A 21,968-nucleotide genomic window follows, 5' to 3' on the forward strand; every position below is an offset into this window, starting at 1 on the left:
GACGACCTCCCTATAGCTCTCGACTATAGAGGACGCGCCCTTGCTGCTGAAGTGGCATGGGGGACTAGATTCGGCTCGTCCAGTGCCCGAGGAGGCCCCCATGCCGTACGTCGTCGACTTCGTGAACGTGTCCACGGTGGGGCTCGAGACATCGCCGGTGGTGGATGCGCTCGCCGGACTCCGTGCGAACGAGGCCCGTTACTTCAAGAACAAGTACGACCACGACCTCACTACGCGTCCTGCCGCCGAGGCTCCCGAGCTGGTCGAGTACGTCGCCCGCGTACTCGTGGAGGAGCGGGGGCTCGTGATCGCGTCCCCGCCACTCGAGGCCACCGAAGCAGTGGTCGACGGCGTCCGCTGGACCTACGTCTTCTACGAGTCCGGCCTGGTGATCAACGTGCTCTACACACTCGAACCGGGCGGCAAGCGAGCGGTCGGGTTCAAGCTCTCCGACGGCATGGACGTGCCGGAGGAGCTCGCCGACAAGTTCAAGTTCGCCCGGCAGCGGTCGAAGCTCGCGGGCACGATCCGCGGCTCGTTCTTCGTGATCAAGGGCGAGTACTGACGCGTCGCACCGGGGCTGCCCCGGGAACGACGAAGCGCCGCCGAGCGGACTCGGCGGCGCTTCGTGGTGGTGCTGGTGGGACCTAGGCCGCGAGGGCCATCTCGCCCGCCTGCACGGACTGTGCCTGCAGCAGGGTGCGGCTGGCCTCGCCCGCCCAGGAGCGGCCCGGGACGGTCCAGCCGGCCTCGCCGACGGCGTCGAGCCGGGTGCCCCGGGTGACGAAGGTCCCCAGGTCGTCGGCCGCGATGCGCACGAGGTACTCGCGCTGCGAGCGGTCGTCGCGCACCGGGAACTCGGCGATGCGGTCGGGGGTGATCGTCGGGGCCGCGAGTGCGGTCCCGAACACGGTGATTCGTTCGTTGCTGGTCATGGTGCTGTACTTCCTGGTCATTCGGCGCCAGGGCGACTCGGTGTCGGCGGACGTCTCAGTCCAGCGCGACGCATCGAGTGCGGGGCGCGCACGTCGAGTTTCAACGTGCAGCTCGTCCGTTCGGATCGAGCGGTGTCTCGAGTGGAATGCGACTCGGGTGAGTCGGTGTCGAGAGATTGGTGTGCGCGAGTCAGATGGGTTCGCTGCAGTGCACCAACCAGAGACTATACGCCCACTCCGCCGAGAAGTCCAGCGAGCGACCGGACCGAGCGTCAGGATGCCAGGAAAGCCGCCCAGCGGTCCCCGCCGGCGGCCACGTTGCCCGAGCCGTCGAGGCGGGCTGCAGCCGACGAGGGCTTGCGCGAAGCCTGCTCGTGGATCAGCCCGTCGAACGACGCCGAGAAGTCCAGGCGGGGCAGCGCGGCCGTGACGTCCCGCAGGTCGTCCGACGACCACTTGTCGAAGCCGACACCGGAGACGTCGAGCGAGGTCGCCACCTCGAGCAGGTGCCCTTCGGCGTCGAGCTCCGGGTCGACGGATCGCCACATGTGCCGCTCGATGATCTCCCCGACCCGACGGGCTCGCACGGCGTCCCACCCGGCACCGAGCGCGAAGACCGAACCCACGGCGCCGCCGGCGTCCTCGAAGGGCACCCGGTGGGCGTCGAACGACGGGGTGACGCCGAGGTCGTGCAGCATCGTCGCGACGAAGAGCAGCTCGGGGTCCGGTTCGAGGTCGACCGTCGGGGCGAGCAGGACGGCCCAGGCCCACGAGCGCAGGCAGTGGTGCACGAGGGCGGGTTCGGACCATGCCCGCACGACGTCCAGTGCGCGCGCAGCTACGGGGGAGGGCGGGGTGAGCAGGGCTTCGACGTCGAGCGACATGGCACGACAGTAGCGGCAGGAACGAGCCGTAACGGGGCGGAAACGTGCCGGGCCAGAACCGGAAACAGCGCCACGTTAGCTTTCGGTTCACTGAGTACCCGCTCAGCACCCCTCCACCCCACCCGAAGGAACTGCGCCCATGCAGCACCGACCACGGCTGCGCCCCCGCGCGACGATCGTCTCCTCGACGCTCGTCGCCGCCGGGGCGTTCGGCCTCGCCGTCCTGACGGCCGCTCCGGCCCAGGCAGCACCCACCGCGACCACCGCCACCATCGACGCCCCGGCCACCGTGACCGTCGGCACGGTGTTCGACGTCGACCTGACGATCCCGGACACCGCCGACGTCTACGCGTACGAGATCACCCTCGAGGCCGACTCCGTGCAGTACCGGGACGACAGCGTCACCGGCCCGGACGGCGGCTTCGACAGCGTCGAGCAGGACGGCGGCGCCCTGACGATCGTGCACACCCGGCTCGGCACCTCGCCGGCACTCGAAGGCGACCTGGCCACCTCGATCTCGCTGACCCCGACGGCCGTCGGCAGCGTCGACCTCGACGTCACGAGCATCACCCTCGTCGGCTCCGACGGCACGTCGACGACCCTCGTCGACCCGGCGAGCACCACCGTCGTGGTCGCGGCGGCCGCAACGGCCACTCCGACGCCCGCCCCGAGCGCCACGCCGACCCCGGGAGCGACCACGCAGCCCGGCACCGGCACGGGCGGCGGCCCCGGCGACCCGACCGCACCGGGCGCCGACCCGACCGACGGCGCCACCGCCGTGGCAGGAGCCGGCGGGGACCGTCCGACCGGAGGCGACCTCGCCTGGACCGGCGCCGACGTCGCGCCGTGGATCGCCGCGTCCATCGCCCTGCTCGCAGCCGGCGGCACCCTGATCACCCTGCGGGCCCGTCGTGCCCGCCGCGACCGCACCGGAGCCTCCGCATGACCGCCACGAAGCAGGCCGCCACGAAGCAGGCCGCCACGAAGCAGGCCTCCCGCAAGCAGGCCCCCAGCAAGAAGCGCACCGCCGTCGCCGGCGCATCGCTCGTCGCCCTCGTCGGCACCGTCCTCGCCGCGACCCCCGCGATCACGGCCACCGCAGCACCCGCGGCCGTCGACGCCAGCCCCGCCGCCATGCTCGCGCCGTACTACACGGACCTCGACCTGACCGGCGACGACCAGGTCACCCGGGCCGACCTCGCCGTGCTCACCGACCACCTCGGTGCGACGACCGCGAGCACGGACTGGGCGACGGTCAGCGCCGCGGACACCGACGCCGACGGCACCATCACCGTCGCCGACCTGGCCGGGTTGTCCCAGCGGATGATCTACGACGACGGCCCGTTCGAGCTCGTCGAGGCGTCGACCATCGACATGCAGGCCGCGATGAACGCCGGCGTCACCACGTCGGTGGCGATCACGCAGGACTACCTCGACCGCATTGCCGCGTACGACCGCACGAAGGTCGACACCGCGTCGACCGGGCGTCCGCTCAACTCGATCGTCACCACGAACGCCGACGCCCTGGCCGCCGCGAAGACCGCGGACGCCGAGCGCGCCGAGCACGGGATGACGAGCATGCTGCTCGGCGTGCCGATCGCGGTGAAGGACAACTACGACACGAAGGACATGCCGACCACCGGTGGCTGCGGCTGCTGGGACGACAACCAGACCGACACCGACGCCGCCATGGTCTCCGGCCTGCGCGACGCCGGCGCCGTGATCCTGGCGAAGGCGAGCCTCGACGAGTTCGCCTTCGGCTTCGTCTCCGAGTTCTCGTCGAACCAGCCCGCCGGCTCGTCGCTCCTGGTCGCCAGCCCGTACAACACGGCGCAGACGGCCGGCGGCTCGAGTGGCGGCACCGGGGCGGCGATCTCCGCGAACCTCGCCGGGATCGGCTTCGGCACGGACACGGGCGGCTCGATCCGCGTGCCGTCGACGTACAACCAGCTCGTCGGCATCCGGCCCACGGTCGGCCTGACCAGCCGCGACGGGATCATCCCGCTCGCCTTGTCCCAGGACACCGGTGGCCCCATCACCCGCTCGGTGACGGACGCGGCGGTCGCGCTCGACGCCGTGACCGGCGTGGACGCGGCGGACCCGGCGACGAGTGCGCAGGCCGGCAAGGTGCCGACGTCGTACACATCGTCGCTCGACGCCGACTCCCTGCAGGGCGCCCGCATCGGCTACGTGACGAGCATGGTCGGCACGAACGCCACGACGAAGCGCCTGTTCGACGCCTCCGTCGCGAAGCTCCAGGCCGCCGGTGCCACCGTCGTCCCGATCACCGCGACGACGGCCTTCAACCGGGTCCTGTCCGAGGGCAGCGGCAGCACGAACGAGTTCAAGCACGACCTGGACGAGTACGTCGCGAAGCACCTCGACCCCGACGTCGCCGCACGCTCGCTGCAGGGCATCCTGGCCTCGGGCGAGTACGTGCCGAGCCGCAAGAGCACCTACCAGTCGCGTGACCTGATCACCGACGCGCAGTACCAGGCGTGGGCCGGCCCGACGGGGTCGCACACGACGCAGCTCGCCACCGGCAAGCAGCTCGTGACGCAGATGCTCGACGACCAGGACCTCGACGCACTCGTCTACCCGTCGGGAACGCCGTACAGCACGCAGTCGACGAACATGCGCCTCAGCCCGAACACCGGCATGCCGGCGATCACCGTCCCGATGGGCCAGGCGACCGCTGCCGACAACACGATCACCGGCGCCGGCGTGAACCTGGAGTTCCTCGGCCGCTCGTTCGACGAGAGCACGGTCATCGGCCTCGGCTACGCCTTCGAGCAGGAGACGCACGCGCGCACCGCGCCCGCGCTGTACCCGGCGCTCGGTTGAGCTGAGCGGGTCGCGATCGCGACCACGTGACGCGCAGGAGGCCCGGTGCCAGCTGGCACCGGGCCTCCCGTCCGTCCGCTCCGTCAGTTCAGGACCGGGGTGTCCTCCGGTACGACGCCGTCGGCGTACAGGTCGGTCGCCAGGTCACGGAGCGCGCGCAGCGCGACCCGCTGCGTGAGCGGGCCGTACGAGATGCGGGCGACGCCGAGTGCCTCGTACTCCGCGGCGGCCAGTGCGCCGGGCAGGCCGATGACCGAGAGCTTGCCGCGGCCCAGACCGGCGACGAGTCGCTCGACCACGGAACGCTCGATCGCCCCGGGCACGAAGACCAGGGCGGCGCCGTTGTCCAGGAACGCCTTGCCGCGGGCGATCGCGTCCTCGATGCTCTCGTCGATCGGGCGCTCGCCGCCGCGCACGATCGCGTCGGTGCGGGCGTTCAGCTGGAAGTCGACGCCCTCGGCCTGTGCCGCAGCGGTGATCGCGGCGACGCGGGCGACCGCCTCGTCGAAGGGTCGAAGCCGGTCCTCGACGTTGGCGCCCACGATGCCCGAGCCGATGGCGCGGCGGATCGTCTCGGCGGGATCCTCGTAGCCGTCATCCAGGTCGGCGGTGACCGGCAGGTCCGTGGCGGCGGCGACGATCGCCGCCCCGGACAGCGCGAGGTCGAGGGGCATGCCGCCGTCCTCGTACCCGTACGACGCGGCGATCGAGTGCCCGGCGGTGGCGATCGCCTTCGTGCCGGGCAGGTCGCTGACGACCTTGGCGGTGATCGCGTCCCACACGTTCACGACGCGCAGGATCTCGGGGGCTTCGTGCAGTTGCTTGAGGGTGACGGCCTTGTCGGCGGTGCTCGTGCTCATGCTGCCGAGCGTAGGCCGACGGGGCGGCGCCGGGCCGCGAGCCCACCCGAAGACGACGTGGGATGACGTCGGGAGTCGCGCCGGGCCTCCGGGCAGGGGCATGCTGGGACGCATGGCGAGCGACGAGCAGGACCCGGTCGGCACGCTCCGTGGGGTCCGGACGAGCATCAAGTGGACGCGGTACGCGCCCGACGTGCTGCCCCTGTTCGTCGCCGAGATGGACCACGACGTCGCGCCGGCGATCCGGCAGGCCCTGATCGAGCGGGTCTCGCAGTCCGACCTCGGGTACCTCGACGGCCCCGGGCCGCTCGCTCCCGCCTTCGCGCAGTTCGCGCTGGACCGCTGGGGCTGGGAGATCGACCCGTCGCGGATCCACCTGGCCACCGACGTCAGCGTCGGGATCGTCGAGTCGCTCCGGCTGGCGCTGCCCGACGGCGGCCGCGTCGCGATCACGCCGCCGGTGTACCCGCCGTTCTTCGAGCTCGTCGAAGAAGCTCGATGTCAGGTCGAGGAAGTCCCGCTGCTCGAGCAGTGGGGGCAGTACCGGCTCGACCTCGAGGGCCTCGAGCGCGCGTTCGCCGACGGGGTCGGCGTCTTCCTGCTCTGCAACCCGCACAACCCCGTCGGACTCGTGCACGACCGGGCCGACCTCGTCGCGATCGCCGAACTGGCCGCGAAGTACGACGTCCTCGTCATCAGCGACGAGATCCACGCGCCCCTGACCCACCCCGGCGTGCAGTTCACCCCGTTCGCCGCCGTCGCCGAGCCGCTCGGTGCCCGCAGCGTGTGCGTGACCTCGGCGAGCAAGGGGTGGAACCTCGCCGGTGTGAAGTGCTCGGTCATCGTCGCCGGCGATCCCCGGACCGCCGCGCTCCTCGACACCCTGTGGGAGGAGGTCGCCTGCCGCACGAGCATCCTCGGGCTGCACGCGAACCTGGCGGCGTTCACCCTGGCGACGGACTGGCTCGACGACGTCGTGGCGCGCATCGTGGCGAACGACCGACTGCTCGCCAAGCTCCTCGCCGAGCACCTGCCCGGGGTCGTCTACACGCGGCCGCGCGCCGGGTACCTGGCGTGGCTCGACTTCCGGGGCATCGGCCTCGGCGACGACCCCGCGGTGCCGCTGCGTGAGAACGCGTTCGTCGCGCTGAACTCCGGGCTCGGGTTCGGGTCCGAGGGGCGCGGGTTCGTCCGGCTCAACCTGGCGTGCTCACCGGAGACCCTGCGCGAGGCCGTGTTCCGGATCGCCTCGGCGTACCCGTCGAGCGCGCAGGAGGGGCTGGTCTGGCACGTCGCCTGACCTGCGGAACGGCGTCGTTTGCCGGCTACGCAGCACCGAGTGAGCACAAGACGTCGGGTCGGCGGCGCACACTCGATGTCTTCTGCTCACTCGAGCCCGCCGGCGTCAGTCGATGTACTGGTTGCGGCCGACGACGCGGATGCGCAGGTCGTCGTCGCGGTCCATCGCGAGGAGCTCGCGGGCCACGAACCCGACGGACGGCCACCGGGACACCTCGGTCACCATGAAGCCGTCGATGAAGACCTGCCACGCGCCGGCCTCGCGGACCGCCTGCACCTCGTACGTCGCCATGCCGCGAGCGTACCGGGACCGGGCCGCCGTCAGTGCAGGCCGAACATCAGCGCAGGCCGAACGTCAGTGCAGGCCGAACGTCAGTGCAGGTCGAGGGTCATGTGCACGTCGGCCCGCACGTACGGGCTCGGGGCGATCTCGTCCTCGCGCAGGTGCCGGAAGCCGAACGCCTCGTACAGGTGCACGGCGCTGGTGAGCTGCGCGTTGCTCTCCAGGTCGATGCGGCGTGCGCCGAGTTCGCGTGCCCGGTCGAGTGCCGCGGTGATGAGCTTCCGCCCGGTGCCGTGCCCCTGGTGGTCGGGGGAGACAGCCATCTTCACGAGCTCGAACACGCCGGGGGTGGTGGGCACGACCCCGATGCACCCGATGACCTGGTCGTCGAGCCGGGCGACCAGGACGGCCCCGCCCCGCTCCACGACCCGGCCGACGGGATCGGAGAGGAACACGCGGTCCTCGTCCTCGAGGGTGAAGTACCGGGTGATCCAGGCCTCGTTGAGCGTGCGGAACGCTTCGGCGTCCGCGGGGGTGGCGAGGTCGGCGATGGTGACGGTGGAGGTCGCTTCGGGCATGCAACCATCCTCGATGGACGATGCAGTCACGTCCAATACTCGTTCGCGCTGATCGATACGCTAGGTGCATGGATCGAGAACCCGACGTCGACCTCCGGCAGCTGCGGGCGTTCCTGGCCGTCGCCGACGAGCTGCACTTCGGCCGAGCTGCCGAGCAGCTGCGGATCGCCCAGCCCGCGCTGTCCCAGCAGATCCGGCGGACCGAACGCGCGCTCGAGGTCGACCTGTTCATCCGGACCAGCCGCAGCGTGGCCCTGACCGCCGCCGGCCGGGTGCTGCAGGGCCGTGCGCGGTCGTTGCTCGGGCAGGTACGACGGGACCTCGACGAGACGGTGCGGGTCGGTCGGGGCGAGGTCGGTCGGCTCGACGTCGGGTTCGTCGTCTCCGCGCTGCCCCTCGGTCCGATCGAACGCGTGCAGGCGTTCCGGGAACGCTACCCGCTGGTCCGGGTGGAACTGACCGAGGGGTACTCGTCGACCCTGCTCGCCCGGATCGTCCGCGGCGAGCTCGACCTCGCCGTCGTCCGCGATGCCGACCCTGACCCCGCCGTGCGACTGCTGCCGTTCCGGTCCGAGGCCTTCGTCGCCGCTGTCCCGCGCGGCCACCGGTTGGCGGATCGGGATCGCATCCGCGGCACCGAGCTGGTCGACGAGCCGTTCGTGTTCTTCCCGGCGGTCGCGGGGGGCCTGGCGACCGAGCGCAACCTGGCACCGGTCACCGCCGGCGGCCGCCGGCCCGTCGTCGTGCAGGAGGCCACGACCTGGGCGACCGTGCTGCACCTGGTCGGGGTGGGCCTCGGTGTCACGGTGGTGCCGGAGAGTGCCGCGCTCGCCGCACCCGACACGGTGGCGCTCCTGCCGCTCGAGGGCAGCGACCACCGCAGCGAGCTCGCCTGGGCGATGCGCGCCGACGACGACCGCGAGATCCTGCGCAACTTCGTCGCCGCGGACTGACCGAGCGGACCGGGCGCGCGAGCGGACGCCGGTCGCGCATCCTCGCTCAGCCGAGCGACAGGACGGGCGCCCGGTGGTCACCGAGCTCGTCGATGCGCCACGGCCGAGCCCCGCGCAGCGTCAGGCCGAGCTGGACGAGCACGAACCCGACGTGCGGCTCGACGTCGGGGTCCCACGGCCCCTCGACGCCCAGGCCGAACGCGCCGAGTTCGTCGTCGGCCTCGTCCCGCAGCGTCAGCCGCCACCGGCCGTCGCCGAGCTCCTCGACCACGGCCCAGCGGGCGGTGCCGAACCGGCTCACGCCGTCTTGGTGATGTCCGCGGTGAAGTTCTGCACGCGCTGCAGCAGGGAGGCGCCACGCATCGCGATCGTCGCCGGCGGGTTCAGGTGCGGGGGCGCGGTGCGGATCAGCATCGGGCACCCGAGGTCTTCGCAGATGTACGTGCCGATCGTGTTGCCGTTGCGCCCGGACTCACCGGCACGTGCGGCGGAGAACAGCCGGACCTGGGTCGCGGGCTGCGGCGAGTGGCAGAACGAGCACATCGCGGCGATGCCGGGGCGCAGCGAGCCACCGGCGGACCGGACGACGATGCCCACGGGGCGCTCGTCGATCCAGGACACGATGTAGCCGCGGCGGGCGGCCTGTGGATCGCGCCAGCCCAGGAACTCGCGTTCGTCCCAGAGTGTCTCGTGCAGGCCGGGGATGGGCAGCTGTGCGAGCTCGTCGGGGGTGGCGTTCACGAACGACGATCGGATGTCGGCTTCGGTCAGTGGCTTCACGGTGCTGACACCCTATTCCTCGCCTCCGACAGGGCGCTACGACAGCCTGGAGGCGCGGATCGCCCCGAGCGCGCTGCTCCCGTCCGCCACCAGCACCGCCCGGCGCAGGGCGTCGCGTCCGACGCGACGGGCCGCCGCGTCGTCCGCGGCGAACTCCACGAGCACACGCGTCGACCGCGCCATGGCGCGCGCACCGGGCACCCACGGCACCGCACGTTCGATCGATTCCGCGACCGCGACCGCAGCCGCGTGGTGCTGGGTCAGGTGAGCGCGTTCGTGGGCGACCACGGCCTCCAGTTCGTCGGTGCGCAACCGGTCTGCCAAGCCGGTGCTGACGAGGACGCCACCGCTCCGACCCGGCACGGCGCACGCCAGTGCGTGGTCGGCCTCGACGACGGCGACGGGGGTGCCGTCGATCTCGCGGTGCGGGGCCACGCCGGAACGCATCGCCTGCCGGACGGCCTCGTGTTCCGGGCCGGGGCGCACCCGGACCGCGACGACGAACGCGACGACCGCGAGCATCGCGACGCCGACGTTGAAGCCGTGCGTGGGGGAGCCGTCCCCGCCGAACAGCTCCGTGACCGGACGGTCCGCGAGCACCACGAGGGTGATGCCGGCCACGAAGCCGACGACGCCGAGCAGGACAGCGACCGACCAGCAGACCAGCGCGGTGCGGGGCAGGTCGATCGTCCAGGCGGAACGGGTCAGGACCCGGGGCGCGAACACCACCACCGCGAGTGCGAGGACGATGAGCGTGATGCCGGCGACGACCACGGTGCGCAGCCGGTCAGGAGCGGGCGCGGGCGTCGAGGGCGCGGCGCAGGGCCTCGAGGTCGTCCGAGGCGAGCGAGCCGGTGAACTGCAGCAGCGCGGCCTCGCGGTCGGACGACGCGGCCAGCGCGCTCGACATCAGGGACGCGGTCTGCTCGTCGCGACTGTGCACCGCGCGGAACGTCAGGGGAGCGTCGTCGTGCTGTTCCCGTTCCACCTGGCCCTTCCGGCCGAGCCGGTCGAGCACGGTGAGGACGGTCGTCAGCGCGGGGCGGGGCTCCGGGAACGCGTCGAGCACCTGGCGTGCGGTGAGACCTGCGTCGGCGGAGCGGAGTGCGTCGAGCACCGCCTGCTCCAGCTGCCCGCGGGGGCGCGATCGTTGTCCGGCCATCCCCGCATTCTACGAGATGTCGAAGGCTGGACCACGACACACGCTCGTAACGCGGTCTCGGTATGCTCTGGGCGGACAACTGAACACACCGGCCGCTCATCCGTCGCGGGAGACGCCGTGCACGTACCTCCGGGTACGTCGTGCCCCCGGGCGCACGCACGGCACCGAAGGAGCAATCCCCCCGTCAATCTCTCAGGTCCCACACCGCAGCGGACAGGCCACTCTGAAAAGCAGACGCTCGGTCGTCTCGCCCACGGTGAAAGCCGCCGGACCTCACGGGCCGCGGTGAAACTCTCAGGCCCATGACAGAGGGGGAGTTCCACCCGGCGATCGTCGCCGGGTCCTGCCGATGCCAGGAGAACTCCGCCATGAGTCCGTCCCCACTGCCCACGCCGGGTCCGCGTTCGTCGCCGCTCGAAGCCGTGCACGAAGCCGCCGGAGCGACCTTCACCGACTTCGCCGGGTACCGCATGCCCGTGCGCTACTCGTCGGACCTCGCCGAGCACCACGCCGTGCGCCAGGCCGCCGGGGTCTTCGACCTGTCGCACATGGCCGAGATCGGGGTGACCGGCACCGAGGCCGTCGCCTTCCTCGACCACGCGCTCGCCGGGTCCTTCGGCACGATGCCGATCGGCCGCGCCAAGTACTCGCTGCTGCTCGCCGAGGACGGCGGGATCCTCGACGACCTCGTCGTGTACCGGACCGACGACGACGTCTTCCTCGTCGTCGCGAACGCCTCCAACCGCGATGTCGCCGTCAGTGCGCTCACCGCGCGGGCCGACGGGTTCGACATCGAGGTCTCCGACGACTCCGACACCACAGCCCTCGTCGCCGTGCAGGGACCAGCGGCGGCCGGCACGCTCGACGCCCTCGTGGTCGCCGACCGCCTGCAGCCCGAGACCCCGCTCGACGAACTCGGCTACTACCGGGTGCTGCACGCGCTGTTCGACGGTGCCGACGTGCTCGTCGCGCGCACCGGGTACACCGGCGAGGACGGCTTCGAGGTCTACACCGACCCTGACACCGCCCCGGTGCTCTGGGATGCCCTGCTCGAGGCCGGTGCCGACCGCGGGGTCGTCCCCGCAGGGCTCGCCGCACGCGACACCCTGCGGCTCGAGGCCGGCATGCCCCTGTACGGGCACGAGCTCGGCACCGACGTCCGTCCGGCCCAGGCCGGCCTCGGCCGTGTCGTCGCGAAGGACGGCGACTTCGTCGGTGCGGCCGGCGTCACCCCGTCCGCGGACGCCCGGGTGCTCGTCGGCCTGGTGACCGAGGGCCGCCGTGCTCCCCGAGCCGGCTACGACGTCGTGCTCGACGGCACGGTCGTCGGCACCGTGACCTCGGGCGCGCTCTCACCGACGCTCGGACACCCGGTCGCGATGGCCTTCGTCGACCCGGGCGCGCTCGCCGCCGTGTCGGACGGGGCACAGGTCCTCCACATCGACGTCCGCGGGACTGCCGTCCCCAGCACGGTCTCCGCGTTCCCCTTCTACCGCCGCGCCTCGAAAGGCTGACCCAATGACCGACCAGACCGCACTCCAGTACACGGCCGACCACGAGTGGCTGCTCGTCGAGGGCGACACCGTCACCGTCGGCATCACCGACCACGCCGCCGAGCAGCTCGGTGACGTCGTCTACGTCGAGCTCCCCGCCGTCGGCACCGCCACCACCGCCGGTGAGCAGATCGGCGAGATCGAGTCGACCAAGAGCGTCGGCGAGCTCTTCGCCCCGATCGAGGGCGAGGTCGTCGAGGTCAACGACGCCGTCGTCGACACCCCCGACACCGTCAACCAGGACCCGTTCGGTGCCGGCTGGCTCGTGAAGATCAAGGTCGACGGCACCTCGTTCCCCGAGGACCTGATGGACCACGACGCGTACCGGGCCTCCATCGCATGACCGCGTTCGAGAACCTCCAGACGACCTTCGCCGACCGCCACATCGGCACCACCCCGGCCGACCAGCAGGCCATGCTCGACGTCGTCGGGCAGCCGTCGCTCGACGCCCTGGTCCGTGCGGCGATCCCGGAGTCCATCCACGTCGGCCCCGTCGCCGACTCGGTGATCCCGGCCGCCGTCGGCGAGACCGAGGCGCTCGCCGAGCTCCGCGCGAAGGCCGGCCGCAACACCGTCCGCCGCGCCATGATCGGCCTCGGCTACCACGGCACCCACACGCCCGCGGTGATCCAGCGGAACGTGCTCGAGAACCCGAGCTGGTACACGGCGTACACGCCCTACCAGCCGGAGATCTCGCAGGGCCGCCTCGAAGCACTGATCAACTTCCAGACGATGGTGTCCGACCTGACCGGCATGGCCACCGCCGGCGCCTCGATGCTCGACGAGGGCACCGCGGTGGTCGAGGGCATGCTCCTCGCCCGGCGCGCGTCCAAGGTCAAGGGTGACGCGTTCCTCGTCGACGCCGACCTGCTGCCGCAGACCCGTGCGCTGCTCGACCACCGTGCCGACGCCGTGGGCATCACGCTGCGCGCGTTCGACGCCGCCGACGGCCCGAGCGACGACCAGCTCGACGGCGCGTTCGGCGTCGTCCTGCAGTACCCGGGCGCCTCGGGCCGCATCGTCGACCCGTCGTCCGTCATCGAGCGGGTCCACGCCGGTGGTGGCATCGCCGTCGTCGCAGCCGACCTGCTCGCGATGACCCTGCTCGCCAGCCCCGGCGACCTGGGTGCCGACGTGGCCGTCGGGACGAGCCAGCGCTTCGGCGTCCCGCTCGGCTTCGGTGGCCCGCACGCCGGCTACCTCGCGGTGCGCGCCGGCCTCGAGCGCCAGCTCCCCGGTCGCCTGGTCGGGGTGTCCTTCGACGCCGACGGAGCGATGGCCTACCGCCTCAGCCTGCAGACCCGCGAGCAGCACATCCGCCGCGAGAAGGCGACGAGCAACATCTGCACCGCGCAGGTCCTGCTCGCCGTGATGGCCTCGATGTACGCGGTCTACCACGGGCCCGAGGGGCTGCGGTTCATCGCCGGCCGGGTCGCGCGGACCACCGGTGCGCTCGCCGCCGTGGCGCGTGACGCCGGGGTCGAGGTCGTGCACGACGCCTTCTTCGACACGCTCACCCTGCGGGCCGTCGGTCGCGCCGAGCCGATCGTCGCGGCAGCGCAGGACGCCGGCTACCTGCTGCACGTCGTGGACGCCGACACGTTCCAGCTGTCCGTCGACGAGACGACCACGCCCGACGACGTCGTGGCGCTGGCGGGCGTGCTCGGGGCGGTGGACGTGACCGTCCCCGCGACCGAGACGGCCGTGCGCGACGCGGCCACGGGCCTCCCGGCCGCCCTGCAGCGCGAGAGCGACTACCTGACGCACCCCGTCTTCAGCGCACACCGTAGCGAGACCCGCATGATGCGGTACCTCAAGCACCTGTCCGACAAGGACTACGCGCTCGACCGCGGCATGATCCCGCTCGGCAGCTGCACGATGAAGCTCAACGCGGCGACCGAGATGGCCGCCGTGACCTGGCCGGAGTTCGCGAACATCCACCCGTTCGCACCGCGCGAGGACGTCGAGGGGTACCTCGACATGATCGGCGACCTCGAGTCGTGGCTCGCCGAGGTCACCGGTTACGACACCGTGTCCCTGCAGCCGAACGCCGGCAGCCAGGGCGAACTCGCCGGCCTGCTGGCCATCCGCGGGTACCACCAGGCCAACGGCGACAGCGAGCGCACGGTCTGCCTGATCCCGTCGAGCGCCCACGGCACGAACGCGGCGTCCGCGGTGCTCGCCGGCATGAAGGTCGTCGTCGTGGCCTGCGACGAGAACGGCAACGTCGACCTCGAGGACCTCCGGGCCCGCGTCGCCGCCCACGCCGACACCCTCGCGGCCCTGATGATCACGTACCCGTCCACCCACGGCGTCTACGAGCACGACATCCGCGAGATCTGCGACGCCGTGCACGACGCCGGCGGCCAGGTCTACGTCGACGGCGCGAACCTCAACGCGCTGCTCGGTCACGCCCGCTTCGGTGACTTCGGCGGCGACGTGTCGCACCTCAACCTGCACAAGACCTTCTGCATCCCGCACGGGGGTGGCGGCCCCGGCGTGGGACCCGTCGCCGCGAAGGCGCACCTGGCACCGTTCCTGCCCGGCCACCCGTTCGCGCAGCAGGCCGACCGGCGCTCCGGTGCGACCGCCGCCGAGGCGGAAGACCGACTGGCGCACGCCGGTGGCCCGGTCAGTGCTGCTCCGTACGGCAGCCCGAGCATCCTGCCCATCACGTGGACGTACGTCCGGATGATGGGGCTCGAGGGCCTCACGCGTGCGACCGAGGCCGCGGTCCTCGGGGCGAACTACATCGCGGCTCGTCTGCGCGACGCGTTCCCGGTGCTGTACACGGGCGACGACGGACTGGTCGCGCACGAGTGCATCCTCGACCTCCGTCCGCTGCGTGACACCACCGGCATCACGGTCGACGACGTCGCGAAGCGCCTGGTCGACTACGGGTTCCACGCGCCGACGATGTCGTTCCCGGTGGCGGGCACGCTCATGGTCGAGCCGACCGAGAGCGAGGACCTCGCCGAGCTCGACCGCTTCGTCGACGCCATGCTCGCGATCCGGGCCGAGGCCGCAGCGGTGGAGCGCGGGGAGTGGCCGGCGGACGACAACCCGCTCGTGCACGCGCCGCACACCGCCTCGTCGGTGATCTCGGGGGAGTGGGCGCACGCCTACACCCGGGAGCAGGCTGTCTACCCGCTGCCGGGCATCAGCGGCCGGAAGTACTGGCCGCCGGTGCGTCGCATCGACCAGGCGTACGGGGACCGCAACCTGGTGTGCGCCTGCCCGCCGATCGAGGCGTTCGCCTGATCCGACCGGCGCCGACACCCCGTCGTCGCCCGGCGCTCGATCGCCGAACGCTTCGTGCCCCGTCCGGTCCTCCGGGCGGGGCACGGTCGCGTCCGAGCGTCCGGCGCAGCGTCGGACGGTCACGACACCCCGCTCAGTTCCGCCGGGCGGTCGTGAACCGTCGTCCGAGCCCGCTCCCACCGACAGATCGTGACCACTCGGCGCGCCACCACGGCAGGTCCCGACCGCTCGACGCACTCCCTCAGCCGTACCCCTGAGCGATGCTCGCCCGTCCCCGACTTGCACAGAAGTGTGGCGGAGTGCAACGGATTTCATGCAGATGCAACAAAAACGCACCCTCCATCGACAGGCGCGCAAATCTTGCATCTTCTCGCAACGATCGTGCAAGTTGGTTACCGGCGTGTAACCGTTCGCCCCAGGGTTTGGACGCCGCTGTTCACCTTGCCTACAGTGCAAAGGTCAAACGCGCCCGGGTGACACCGCTGTGCCCTTGCGCGTCCCATGCACCAGGAGGAACCTTGATCAAGAAGCGCGCCGGGCTCTCAGCCCTCGCCGTGCTCGGGGCCACAGCACTCGCCCTGACCGCCTGCTCCAGCAACAGCTCGTCGAACGGCGGTGACTCGGGTTCGGCGAACGCGTCCGGGATCGTCACCACGAACGGCAGCGAGCCGCAGAACCCGCTGATCCCGTCGAACACCACCGAGACCGGTGGCGGCAAGATCATCGACTCGCTCTTCGAAGGCCTCGTCTCGTACGACGCCGACGGCAAGCCGGTCAACGAGGTCGCGAAGAGCATCAAGACCGATGACTCGAAGACCTTCGACATCACGCTCAACACGAACTACACCTTCACCAACGGCGAGAAGGTCACGGCCGAGTCGTTCACCAAGGCTTGGGACTGGGCTGCGCAGAAGTCGAACGCCCAGGGCGCGAGCTACTTCTTCGAGAACATCGAGGGCTACGACGCCGAGAAGGACTCGAAGCTGACCGGTCTCAAGGTCGTCGACGACGACGAGTTCACCGTCACGCTGAAGTCGGCGCAGTCGGACTTCCCGCTGTCGCTCGGTTACTCGGCGTTCGTGCCGCTGCCCTCGGCGTTCTACGACGACACCAAGGCGTTCGGCGAGAACCCGATCGGCAACGGTCCGTACAAGCTCGACGGCAAGAGCGCCTGGACCCACAACCAGTCCATCAAGCTCGTCACCAACAAGGACTACGAGGGCAAGCGCAAGCCGAAGAACGGTGGTCTGACGATCACGTTCTACACCTCGCAGGACACCGCGTACTCCGACGCCCAGGGCGGCAACCTCGACGTCCTCGACGCCGTGCCGGACGCAGCCTTCGCGACCTACAAGTCCGACTTCCCGGACTCGAACGTCAACCAGGCCGCTGCGATCTTCCAGGCGATCTACCTGCCCTACTACCTCGACCACTGGAAGGGTGAAGAGGGCAAGCTCCGCCGCGAGGCCGTGTCGATGGCGATCAACCGCAAGCAGATCACCGACAAGATCTTCGACGGCACCCGCACCCCGGCCAAGGACTTCACCTCCCCGGTGATCGACGGCTGGAGCGACGACCTCAAGGGCGCTGACGTCCTCGAGTTCAACAAGTCCGAGGCCAAGAAGCTCTGGGCCGAGGCCGACAAGATCTCGAAGTACGACGACACCCTCACCATCACGTACAACGCCGATGGTGGCCACGAGGCCTGGGTGACCGCGGTCACGAACTCGATCTCGAACACGCTCGGCATCAAGGCCGAGGGCAACGCGATCCCGACGTTCCAGGAAGCCCTGGACCTCCAGACGAACGACAAGCTCACGGGCGGCAGCCGCACCGGTTGGCAGGCCGACTACCCGTCGCTGTACAACTTCCTCGGCCCGACCATGGGTGAGGGCTCGTCGAACAACTACTCGCGGTACGACTCCAAGGAGTACAACGACCTCCTCGCCGAGGGCCGTTCGGCTGCGACCGTCGAAGAGGGCAACAAGATCTTCGACCAGGCACAGGAACTCCTGTTCGAGGACCTGCCCGAGATCCCGCTCTGGTACTCCAACGTGACCGGTGTCTGGAACGCGGACAACGTGTCGAACGTGAAGTTCGGCTGGAACTCGGTGCCGCTGTACTACGACATCGAGGTCAAGAAGTAACACTGGTCTCGTAGAGACCACCACGCGAGCAGGTATCCTGCCTCGCGACCACCGGACGGGGGTTCGGGGACCACACGGTCCCCGAACCCCCGTACCGCGGCGGTAAGACCTTCCCCACACCGCGGGCGCCCTCCCGCACCGGACATCCGTGCCGACCCTCGGACCGTCCACCCCTCACCACAATGAACCTGATCGACATCGCTCCGGACCGGGCAGTGATCTGATGCTCTGGTACCTCGGCAAGCGCCTCCTGCAACTCATCCCCGTGTTCTTCGGGGCCACGTTCCTCATCTACTTCATGGTCTTCTCGCTGCCCGGCGACCCGATCGCCGCGCTGTTCGGCGACCGCCAGCCGTCGCCGCAGGTCATCGAGACGCTGCGACAGCAGTACAACCTCGACAAGCCGTTCATCATCCAGTACCTGCTCTGGATCGGTGGCGTGTTCCGCGGTGACCTCGGCCTGACGTACTCGGGCCAGCCGGTCAGCTCGCAGCTCGCCCAGGCCTTCCCGATCACGGCTCGACTGGCCATCCTGGCGCTCGTCTTCGAGGCCGTCGCCGGCATCGTCGTCGGTGTCATCGCCGGTCTGCGCAAGGGCAAGCTGTTCGACGCCACCGCGCTCGTCGTGTCGCTGCTGCTCATCTCGGTGCCGACCTTCGTCGTCGGGTTCGTCCTGCAGTACGTGTTCGGCATCAAGCTCGGCCTGTTCCGGGTCACGGTGTCCGGTGACGCACCGTGGTCGGAGCTCGTGCTGCCGGCGATCGTGCTCGCCTCGGTCTCGTTCGCCTACATCGTTCGTCTGACCCGAGCGAGCGTCGCCGAGAACACCAGCGCCGACTTCGTGCGGACCGCCACCGCGAAGGGCCTGCCGCGTCGTCGTGTCGTCGGCGTGCACATCTTCCGCAACTCGCTCATCCCCGTGGTGACCTACCTGGGTGTCGACATCGGCAACCTGATGGTCGGCGCGGTCGTCACCGAGGGCATCTTCAACATCAACGGCGTCGGCGGCACGGTGTTCCGCGCCGTCAAGCTCGGCGAGGGCCCCACGGTCGTGTCCTTCGTCGCCGTGATGGTCATCATCTTCATGCTCGCCAACCTCCTGGTCGACCTGCTCTACGCCGTCCTGGACCCGAGGATCCGCTATGCCAAGTAACGCCGCACCCCGTTCGGCGACGCACTACGTCGCCCCGATCGAGGAGACCCCCCTGCAGGCGGTCGACCAGGTCAACGAGGACGAGAAGACCCGATCGCTGTGGACGGACGCGTGGGAGTCCATGCGGACCCGACCGACGTTCTGGATCTCCTCGGTCCTGATCCTGCTCATCGTCGTCGTCGCGATCTTCCCCGGGCTCTTCACGCACGTCGACCCGCGGGCGTCGAACCTCGACTTCAGTGACGAGGGCGCGCGCCCCGGGCACCCGCTCGGCTACACCCGCCAGGGCTACGACGTGTACGCCCGCGTGATCTGGGGCGCACAGAACTCGGTCATCGTCGGCATCGTCGCGACGGTCCTGGTGTCGCTCGTCGGCATCATCATCGGTTCGCTGGCCGGCTTCTACGGCGGCTGGCTCGACACGATCGTGTCCCGGATCGCGGACATCTTCTTCTCGATCCCGACCATCCTCGGCGCGATCGTGATCATGTCGGTGATCCCCGCCCGGAACGCCATCACCGTCGCGCTCGTCCTCGCTGCCTTCGCCTGGCCACAGATCGCCCGCATCATGCGTGGTGCCGTGCTCAGCGCCAAGCAGTCGGACTACGTCATGGCTTCCGCTGCCCTCGGCGTCAGCCGCTTCAAGACACTGGTCCGCCACGTCATCCCGAACTCGCTGGCTCCGGTCATCGTCGTCGCGACGGTGTCCCTCGGCACGTTCATCGTCGCCGAGGCCACGCTGTCGTTCCTCGGTATCGGTCTGCCGCCGTCGGCGCTCAGCTGGGGCCTCGACATCGGTACGGCCCAGACCTCGATCCGGACCAACCCGGCGACGATCTTCTGGCCGTCCGCCGCCCTGTCCATCACCGTGCTCGCGTTCCTGCTCCTCGGTGACGTGGTGCGCGATGCGCTCGACCCGAAGGCGAGGGCCCGCCGATGAGCGAGACACTGACCCAGCCGAACAGCAGCCGCACCGGCGGTTCCGGTGCCCCGCTGCTCGAGATCCGCGACCTGCAGGTCGGTTTCAAGACCCAGAGTGGCCTCGTGCAGGCCGTCCGCGGCGTCGACCTCACCCTCGAGCAGGGCGAGCGCCTGGCCATCGTCGGCGAGTCCGGTTCCGGCAAGTCGACGAGCGCCCAGGCGATCATCAAGCTGCTCCCCGGTACCGGTCAGGTCACCGGTGGCTCGATCAAGTTCAACGGGCGTGAGCTCGTCGGTCTGAGCGACAAGGAGATGTCGGAGATCCGCGGGAAGGAGATCGGCTACGTCCCCCAGGACCCGATGTCGAACCTCAACCCGCTGTGGTCGATCGGCTTCCAGGTGGAAGAGGCGATCCGTGCGAACGGCATGGCGACCGGCAAGAAGGCCGTCCGTGACCGTGCCGTCGAGGTCCTGCAGGAAGCCGGCCTCGGCGACGCGTCGACCCGTTTGAAGCAGTACCCGCACGAGTTCTCCGGCGGCATGCGGCAGCGCGTGCTCATCGGCATCGGCCTGTCGAGCCGCCCGCAGCTGCTCATCGCCGACGAGCCGACGAGTGCGCTCGACGTCACCGTCCAGCGCGTCATCCTCGATCACCTCGAGACCCTGACGCGCGACTTCGGCACCTCGGTGCTGTTCATCACGCACGACCTCGGACTCGCCGCCGAGCGTGCCGAGAAGCTCGTCGTGATGTACAAGGGCCAGGTCGTCGAGGCCGGTCCCTCGAAGGAGATCCTGGCCAACCCGCAGCACCCGTACACGCAGCGTCTCGTCGCGGCGGCCCCGTCGCTGGCCAGCCGCCGCATCCAGTCGAAGGTGCAGCACCAGCGGGTCGACATCGCCGACGCCGGCAACGACGACGCCGAGCTGATCCACCGGGCCCAGGAGCGCGAGCACCGTCCGACCGAGGACCTCATCGTGGTGAAGAACCTCGAGAAGGTCTACAAGCTGCGCGGCAAGAACCGCGCCACGCGCGAGCTCAAGGCCGTCGACGACGTGTCGTTCTCGATCCAGAAGGGCACCACCACGGCGCTCGTCGGCGAGTCCGGTTCGGGCAAGTCGACCGTCGCGAAGCTCGTCCTGCAGCTCGAGAGCATCACGAGCGGCACCGTGCAGTTCGACGGCATCGACATCGGCGCGCTGAAGGGCAAGGACCTCTTCGACTTCCGCCGCCGCGTGCAGCCGGTGTTCCAGGACCCGTACGGCTCCCTGGACCCGATGTACAACGTCGGGAACACGATCGCCGAGCCGCTCGCCACGCACAAGGTGGGCGACAAGGCCTCGCGTCGCGCCCGGGTGCTCGAGCTGCTCGACCAGGTCGCGCTGCCGAAGTCGATGGTGAACCGCTACCCGAACGAACTGTCCGGTGGTCAGCGACAGCGCATCGCCGTCGCTCGCGCGCTGGCGCTCAAGCCGGAGGTCATCGTCCTCGACGAGGCCGTCTCCGCGCTCGACGTGCTCGTGCAGGGTCAGATCCTCGATCTGCTCACCGAGCTGCAGACCGAGCTCGGATTGACGTACCTGTTCATCACGCACGACCTCGCGGTCGTCCGCCTCGTCGCGGACAACGTCTGCGTCATGCGCCGTGGGCAGATCGTCGAGAAGGCGACGACCGACGAGGTCTTCGCCGCCCCGAAGGAGCAGTACACGAAGGACCTCCTGGCCGCCATCCCCGGCGCCGGGTTCGAGTTCGGACGCTGATCCACCTGGACACGAACGAGGCCGGACGCCCCGTCGTCCTCCGCGCTGGTCGCGGGGGCGCGGTGGCGTCCGGCCTCGTCGCCGTCCTGGGTCTGTTCCTGCTCGGCGATGCGGCGTTCCGGGGGAGCTGGGACGTGTTCCTCCGCGCCGCCGGCCCGATCGCCGTGCTCGTCTGGGCGCTCTGGGTCCTGACCTACCGCCCGTGCATCGTCATCGACGAGCGCGCGGTCACCGTGGTCAACCCGCTGCGCCGCACCGTGGTGCCGTGGCACGCCGTCGCCGACGTGCGGCTCCGCTGGCAGATCGTGATCGAGACGGTCGCCGGCCGGAAGGTGCAGTGCTGGGGCGGGCCGTCGCTGCCGCGGCCGAAACCGGCCCGGCGCGGCGAGCGGGCCGTCCTGCGACAGCCCGACGAGATGACGGTGCTGCTCGACCGCTGGTCCGAGCACCGCGAGCGCGCCGGTGCCGGCGACGCCGTGCGTGGCTGGGACGTGCCGGCCCTGGCGGTCGGTGCAGCCGCGCTGGCGCTGCTCGCCGCCTCGCTGCTCAGCCTGTGGCTGGGAGCCTGATGCGGCTCGCGATCGCGACCACAGGACG

22 protein-coding genes and 1 riboswitch are annotated in these 21,968 nt (G+C 70.5%); of the genes, 13 read left to right on the plus strand and 9 right to left on the minus strand.

What is annotated here, in order from left to right:
• Positions 1–100 precede the first annotated feature (100 nt).
• Positions 101–565 (plus strand): phage tail protein, encoded by a 465-nt coding sequence (locus tag DEJ35_RS08525; RefSeq protein ID WP_110860608.1) that lies wholly within the window; start codon positions 101–103, stop codon positions 563–565.
• Positions 566–647: 82 nt separating this feature from the next.
• Here DEJ35_RS08525 and DEJ35_RS08530 read toward each other — a convergent pair whose 3' ends face one another.
• Positions 648–935: a hypothetical protein gene (locus DEJ35_RS08530; protein WP_017887091.1), complete on the minus strand. Its 288-nt coding sequence runs from the start codon at positions 933–935 to the stop codon at positions 648–650.
• 272 nt (positions 936–1,207) lie between these two features.
• Complete coding sequence (locus DEJ35_RS08535; RefSeq protein WP_111192571.1) at positions 1,208–1,819, minus strand: HD domain-containing protein; 612 nt, start codon at positions 1,817–1,819, stop codon at positions 1,208–1,210.
• 139 nt (positions 1,820–1,958) lie between these two features.
• Between DEJ35_RS08535 and DEJ35_RS08540 the strand changes: the two genes are divergently transcribed.
• Both DEJ35_RS08540 and DEJ35_RS08545 read left to right on the plus strand, forming a co-directional pair.
• Positions 1,959–2,765, plus strand: a complete 807-nt coding sequence (locus tag DEJ35_RS08540; protein WP_111192572.1) for a hypothetical protein — start codon at positions 1,959–1,961, stop codon at positions 2,763–2,765.
• Positions 2,762–4,663 carry an amidase family protein gene (locus tag DEJ35_RS08545; protein WP_181435547.1) on the plus strand — a complete coding sequence of 634 codons (1,902 nt, stop codon included), beginning with the start codon at positions 2,762–2,764 and terminating at the stop codon, positions 4,661–4,663. Before DEJ35_RS08540 ends, DEJ35_RS08545 begins: the two co-directional genes overlap by 4 nt.
• A gap of 83 nt (positions 4,664–4,746) precedes the next feature.
• Here DEJ35_RS08545 and DEJ35_RS08550 read toward each other — a convergent pair whose 3' ends face one another.
• The gene (locus tag DEJ35_RS08550; protein WP_110860601.1) at positions 4,747–5,523 is read right to left on the minus strand and encodes an isocitrate lyase/phosphoenolpyruvate mutase family protein; all 777 of its coding nucleotides are present in this window, start codon (positions 5,521–5,523) and stop codon (positions 4,747–4,749) included.
• Between the two features lie 112 nt (positions 5,524–5,635).
• On the opposite strand from DEJ35_RS08550, the gene DEJ35_RS08555 reads away from it, so the two are divergent.
• Positions 5,636–6,823 carry a MalY/PatB family protein gene (locus DEJ35_RS08555; RefSeq protein WP_258369884.1) on the plus strand — a complete coding sequence of 396 codons (1,188 nt, stop codon included), beginning with the start codon at positions 5,636–5,638 and terminating at the stop codon, positions 6,821–6,823.
• Positions 6,824–6,928: 105 nt separating this feature from the next.
• On the opposite strand, the gene DEJ35_RS08560 is transcribed toward DEJ35_RS08555, so the two are convergent.
• A complete protein-coding gene (locus tag DEJ35_RS08560) occupies positions 6,929–7,114 on the minus strand; it encodes a hypothetical protein (protein ID WP_110860597.1) in 186 nt (61 codons plus the stop codon).
• An 80-nt stretch (positions 7,115–7,194) separates the two neighbouring features.
• Positions 7,195–7,683, minus strand: coding sequence for a GNAT family N-acetyltransferase (locus tag DEJ35_RS08565; RefSeq protein WP_110860595.1), 489 nt, complete (start codon positions 7,681–7,683; stop codon positions 7,195–7,197).
• 68 nt (positions 7,684–7,751) lie between these two features.
• Between DEJ35_RS08565 and DEJ35_RS08570 the strand changes: the two genes are divergently transcribed.
• Entirely contained in the window at positions 7,752–8,636 is an 885-nt protein-coding gene (locus DEJ35_RS08570) for a LysR substrate-binding domain-containing protein (protein ID WP_111192573.1), read from the plus strand.
• 46 nt (positions 8,637–8,682) lie between these two features.
• Here the strand turns inward: DEJ35_RS08570 and DEJ35_RS08575 are convergent, their stop codons facing one another.
• From DEJ35_RS08575 to DEJ35_RS08590, 4 genes are read right to left on the minus strand one after another with little or no spacing between them, the layout of a single operon-like run.
• Positions 8,683–8,937: a hypothetical protein gene (locus DEJ35_RS08575; protein WP_017887084.1), complete on the minus strand. Its 255-nt coding sequence runs from the start codon at positions 8,935–8,937 to the stop codon at positions 8,683–8,685.
• Positions 8,934–9,416: an FBP domain-containing protein gene (locus DEJ35_RS08580; protein ID WP_027464546.1), complete on the minus strand. Its 483-nt coding sequence runs from the start codon at positions 9,414–9,416 to the stop codon at positions 8,934–8,936. The genes DEJ35_RS08575 and DEJ35_RS08580 overlap by 4 nt, the downstream gene beginning before the upstream one ends.
• Positions 9,417–9,452: 36 nt before the next feature.
• On the minus strand, positions 9,453–10,190 hold the full coding sequence (locus DEJ35_RS08585; RefSeq protein ID WP_111192574.1) for a M56 family metallopeptidase: 738 nt from the start codon (positions 10,188–10,190) through the stop codon (positions 9,453–9,455).
• A 13-nt stretch (positions 10,191–10,203) separates the two neighbouring features.
• On the minus strand, positions 10,204–10,578 hold the full coding sequence (locus DEJ35_RS08590) for a BlaI/MecI/CopY family transcriptional regulator (RefSeq protein WP_027464548.1): 375 nt from the start codon (positions 10,576–10,578) through the stop codon (positions 10,204–10,206).
• A 96-nt stretch (positions 10,579–10,674) separates the two neighbouring features.
• A riboswitch (glycine riboswitch) is annotated at positions 10,675–10,795 on the plus strand.
• A gap of 151 nt (positions 10,796–10,946) precedes the next feature.
• Between DEJ35_RS08590 and gcvT the strand changes: the two genes are divergently transcribed.
• The 8 genes from gcvT (at position 10,947) to DEJ35_RS08630 (ending at position 21,940) form a co-directional block, all read left to right on the plus strand.
• A complete protein-coding gene (gcvT, locus tag DEJ35_RS08595; protein ID WP_110860587.1) occupies positions 10,947–12,092 on the plus strand; it encodes a glycine cleavage system aminomethyltransferase GcvT in 1,146 nt (381 codons plus the stop codon).
• 4 nt (positions 12,093–12,096) lie between these two features.
• Positions 12,097–12,474: a glycine cleavage system protein GcvH gene (gcvH, locus tag DEJ35_RS08600; protein ID WP_110860585.1), complete on the plus strand. Its 378-nt coding sequence runs from the start codon at positions 12,097–12,099 to the stop codon at positions 12,472–12,474.
• Entirely contained in the window at positions 12,471–15,392 is a 2,922-nt protein-coding gene (gcvP, locus tag DEJ35_RS08605) for an aminomethyl-transferring glycine dehydrogenase (RefSeq protein ID WP_111192575.1), read from the plus strand. Before gcvH ends, gcvP begins: the two co-directional genes overlap by 4 nt.
• Positions 15,393–15,910: 518 nt before the next feature.
• Positions 15,911–17,539, plus strand: a complete 1,629-nt coding sequence (locus DEJ35_RS08610) for an ABC transporter substrate-binding protein (RefSeq protein ID WP_110860581.1) — start codon at positions 15,911–15,913, stop codon at positions 17,537–17,539.
• 223 nt (positions 17,540–17,762) lie between these two features.
• Positions 17,763–18,692, plus strand: coding sequence for an ABC transporter permease (locus tag DEJ35_RS08615; protein ID WP_110860579.1), 930 nt, complete (start codon positions 17,763–17,765; stop codon positions 18,690–18,692).
• Positions 18,682–19,632 (plus strand): ABC transporter permease, encoded by a 951-nt coding sequence (locus tag DEJ35_RS08620; protein ID WP_110860577.1) that lies wholly within the window; start codon positions 18,682–18,684, stop codon positions 19,630–19,632. Before DEJ35_RS08615 ends, DEJ35_RS08620 begins: the two co-directional genes overlap by 11 nt.
• Positions 19,629–21,371: an ABC transporter ATP-binding protein gene (locus DEJ35_RS08625; RefSeq protein ID WP_110860575.1), complete on the plus strand. Its 1,743-nt coding sequence runs from the start codon at positions 19,629–19,631 to the stop codon at positions 21,369–21,371. Before DEJ35_RS08620 ends, DEJ35_RS08625 begins: the two co-directional genes overlap by 4 nt.
• Positions 21,372–21,433: 62 nt before the next feature.
• Positions 21,434–21,940 (plus strand): PH domain-containing protein, encoded by a 507-nt coding sequence (locus DEJ35_RS08630; protein ID WP_110860573.1) that lies wholly within the window; start codon positions 21,434–21,436, stop codon positions 21,938–21,940.
• Positions 21,941–21,968: the final 28 nt, after the last annotated feature.

Origin of the sequence: Curtobacterium sp. MCPF17_051 (genome assembly GCF_003234595.1) — a bacterium.
Lineage (GTDB): Bacteria > Actinomycetota > Actinomycetes > Actinomycetales > Microbacteriaceae > Curtobacterium > Curtobacterium flaccumfaciens.

Bases quoted from the DNA above. Each gene is read 5' to 3' on its own strand.
- DEJ35_RS08620 (WP_110860577.1), top strand. From the start codon at position 18,682: ATGCCAAGTAACGCCGCACCCCGTTCGGCGACGCACTACGTCGCCCCG.
- DEJ35_RS08570 (WP_111192573.1), top strand. From the start codon at position 7,752: ATGGATCGAGAACCCGACGTCGACCTCCGGCAGCTGCGGGCGTTCCTG.
- DEJ35_RS08535 (WP_111192571.1), bottom strand. From the start codon at position 1,819: ATGTCGCTCGACGTCGAAGCCCTGCTCACCCCGCCCTCCCCCGTAGCT.
- DEJ35_RS08525 (WP_110860608.1), top strand. From the start codon at position 101: ATGCCGTACGTCGTCGACTTCGTGAACGTGTCCACGGTGGGGCTCGAG.
- DEJ35_RS08590 (WP_027464548.1), bottom strand. From the start codon at position 10,578: ATGGCCGGACAACGATCGCGCCCCCGCGGGCAGCTGGAGCAGGCGGTG.
- DEJ35_RS08540 (WP_111192572.1), top strand. From the start codon at position 1,959: ATGCAGCACCGACCACGGCTGCGCCCCCGCGCGACGATCGTCTCCTCG.
- DEJ35_RS08555 (WP_258369884.1), top strand. From the start codon at position 5,636: ATGGCGAGCGACGAGCAGGACCCGGTCGGCACGCTCCGTGGGGTCCGG.
- DEJ35_RS08550 (WP_110860601.1), bottom strand. From the start codon at position 5,523: ATGAGCACGAGCACCGCCGACAAGGCCGTCACCCTCAAGCAACTGCAC.
- gcvH (WP_110860585.1), top strand. From the start codon at position 12,097: ATGACCGACCAGACCGCACTCCAGTACACGGCCGACCACGAGTGGCTG.
- gcvT (WP_110860587.1), top strand. From the start codon at position 10,947: ATGAGTCCGTCCCCACTGCCCACGCCGGGTCCGCGTTCGTCGCCGCTC.
- DEJ35_RS08560 (WP_110860597.1), bottom strand. From the start codon at position 7,114: ATGGCGACGTACGAGGTGCAGGCGGTCCGCGAGGCCGGCGCGTGGCAG.
- DEJ35_RS08530 (WP_017887091.1), bottom strand. From the start codon at position 935: ATGACCAGCAACGAACGAATCACCGTGTTCGGGACCGCACTCGCGGCC.
- DEJ35_RS08625 (WP_110860575.1), top strand. From the start codon at position 19,629: ATGAGCGAGACACTGACCCAGCCGAACAGCAGCCGCACCGGCGGTTCC.
- DEJ35_RS08545 (WP_181435547.1), top strand. From the start codon at position 2,762: ATGACCGCCACGAAGCAGGCCGCCACGAAGCAGGCCGCCACGAAGCAG.
- DEJ35_RS08615 (WP_110860579.1), top strand. From the start codon at position 17,763: ATGCTCTGGTACCTCGGCAAGCGCCTCCTGCAACTCATCCCCGTGTTC.
- DEJ35_RS08565 (WP_110860595.1), bottom strand. From the start codon at position 7,683: ATGCCCGAAGCGACCTCCACCGTCACCATCGCCGACCTCGCCACCCCC.
- gcvP (WP_111192575.1), top strand. From the start codon at position 12,471: ATGACCGCGTTCGAGAACCTCCAGACGACCTTCGCCGACCGCCACATC.